At 73.5% G+C, this 2,592-nt stretch carries 2 protein-coding genes; both read left to right on the top strand.

The window, feature by feature from the left end:
* Positions 1-470 precede the first annotated feature (470 nt).
* Positions 471-1,193: a Flp pilus assembly protein CpaB gene (gene cpaB, locus AN216_RS05885; protein ID WP_070195521.1), complete on the top strand. Its 723-nt coding sequence runs from the start codon at positions 471-473 to the stop codon at positions 1,191-1,193.
* A 7-nt stretch (positions 1,194-1,200) separates the two neighbouring features.
* Positions 1,201-2,592 (top strand): CpaE/TadZ family protein (locus AN216_RS05880; protein ID WP_107401909.1); only part of this gene is annotated, 1,392 nt, incomplete at its 3' end.

Below are 2,592 nucleotides of genomic sequence, written 5' to 3'. Positions count from 1 at the left end.
GATCCCCGCACGGGCGGGGCGGCGGGCCGCGCCGGCGGCTTGTACGCCGGTGCCGCGCGATCGTCCGGTCCCTGGCAGGCGGCTCCGCGGCCGTCGGCTCCGCAGCAACCACGTCCCCAGCAGATGCCCGCACGTGCCGGCCAGTCCACCGGGCCAGCCGCCGGGGGTCAGCCCCCGCCGCGCCACACCCCGCCGGGCGGCGCTCCACCGAGCCAGGCCCCGCCCGGCGGCACGCCACCGGGTGGCACGCCACTGCCGACCGCGGGCGTCGAACTCGCCCCGCGCGTCCGGCCCGTCAGCGCACCGCCACCCGAGTCGGACGCCGGATGGCCCGCCGAACCGCCACCCGAAGGGTTCTCCGAGTCACTCAACGAACCCCACAACGAACCCCCCGACGAACCGCCGCCCGAACACGCCGCCACCGGCCAGCCCGCCGACTCCGCCACCGTCCAGCAAGGGGACCGCCGTCCATGAACTCACGCCAGCGCCGCGGCGTCATCCTGATCGTGCTCTCCGCGTTGTGCGCCCTGGGCGTCTTCGCCGGCGTGCTGACGGTGATCCGGAACGTCGAGTCGAAGGTCGGCCCGGAGACGACGGCGTACGAGCTGAAACGCGACATACCGGCCTACGAGCCCCTGGACGAGGACCAGTTCGAGAAGGTCTCGATGCCCGAGCGGTGGGTCCCGGAGACGGCCGTCACCGACCTCGGCGAGCTGCGCGGCAAGATCGCGGTGAACCCGCTGGAGGCCGGCTCCCTGCTGCAGAGCGACATGATCGTGAAACGCCCCGAGCTGGAGCCCGGCCAACAGGAGATCGCCATCATGATCGACTCCGAGACCGGGGTCGCCGGCAAGATCAACCCCGGTAACCAGGTGAACATCTACGCCACCTTCGAGGGCGACCAGACCGGCGACAAGACCCAGCCGTCCCGTTCCCAGGTGATCGTGGACAACGCCAAGGTCATCGACGTCGGCGAGCTGACTCCCTTCGAGGAGGGCGACGAGGACGACGCCCGCACCCGGCAGCGCGAGCGCGAGGGCGTCCCGATCACCTTCGCGCTCTCCACCGCCGACGCCCAACGGGTCGCCTACGCCGAGTCGTTCGCCGAGCACGTACGCCTCGCCCTGGTCGCTCCCGGCAGCGACCCGGTCCCGGAGGACGAGCGCACCTACACCCTCACCGGGGAACGGTGAGGCCGCGATGGTGATCCGTATCCTCCCTGCCGTCAGCGATCCGGACGCCGGCCGCGCCCTGGTCGGCATGCTGGGTCGGCTGCCGGACAGCGAGCCCTGGCAGCCGGCGACCGACTCCACCCAGCTGCTGGACCTGCTGGACCGGGCCGCCGCCGCGGGGGTGCCGCGCCTGCCCGAGACGGTGCTGGTGCACGAGCTGATCGGGCCGGTGCCGGCACTGGACCTGATCCGCGAGGTCGCCCTGCGCTTTCCGGCGGTCGGCGTCGTGCTGGTCACCCAGGACACCTCGCCCGGCCTCTACTCCGCCGCGATGGACTCCGGCGCGCGCGGCGTGCTCGGGCTGCCGCTGAACCAGGACGCGCTCGCCACCCGGGTCACCGCCGCCGCCAGCTGGGCCGAGGGGGTACGGCGCCATCTGGGCGCCGGCCCGGACCAGTTCGAGGGCGGCGCACCCGGTGGCGGCACCGTGTTCGCGGTGGCCGGCGCCAAGGGCGGGGTCGGCGCGACCCTCGCCGCCGTGCAGTTCGCGCTTGCCGCGCGGGCCTCCGGACACGACACGGCGCTGATCGACATGAACCTCCAGTCCGGGGACGTCGCCTCCTTCCTGGACGTGCAGTTCCGCCGCTCGGTCGCCGACCTGGCCGGCATCAGCGACCTCTCGCCCCGGGTCGTACGAGACGCCGTCTACACCCACGAGACCGGCCTGGCACTGCTGTTGGCGCCGGGAGAGGGGGAACGCGGCGAGGAGGTGGACGACCGTACGGCCCGGCAGGTCGTCGGCGCGGTGCGCTCCCGCTACCAGGTCGTCGTCGTCGACTGCGGCACCCAGATGCACGCCGCGAACGCCGCGGCCCTGGAACTGGCCGACCGTGCCGTGCTGTTGACCACCCCGGACGTGGTGTCCGTACGGGCCGCCAAGCGGATGGTGCGGATGTGGGAGCGGCTGCGGGTACGGAAGCCGGAGGAGGTGGTCACGGTGGTCAACCGGGCCTCCCGGCACACCGAGATACAGCCCCAGTTGATCGCCCGGATCGTCGGCACCCCGCTCGCCGAGGAGACGGTGCCGGCGAACTTCAAGGACCTGCACGCCGCCCTGGACGCCGGACGTATCCAGGACCTGGACCACCGCAGCCAGGTCAAGCAGGCGTTGTGGTCCCTGGCGGCGGAGTTGGGCGCGGCCAGCAAGCCGACCGGCGGCAGGGACGGCAGGATGGGCAAGTCCGGCGGTAAGGACGGCAGGGACGGCAGGACCGGCAAGGCTGGCAATGACGGCAAGGACTCTGGTCGAGCCCAGCGGGGGCCGAAGGGGCGGAAGGCGAGAAAGGGCGGCGGTGACCAGCCGGCCGCCCTGGACGGCGGCTCCCCGGCCGCGCTACCGCCCGGCGGCCCCACCGGCGGC

It is taken from the genome of Streptomyces oceani, assembly GCF_001751245.1.
In the GTDB taxonomy this organism is placed as follows: domain Bacteria; phylum Actinomycetota; class Actinomycetes; order Streptomycetales; family Streptomycetaceae; genus Streptomyces; species Streptomyces oceani.
This window is presented reverse-complemented; position numbering and strand designations above follow the sequence as displayed.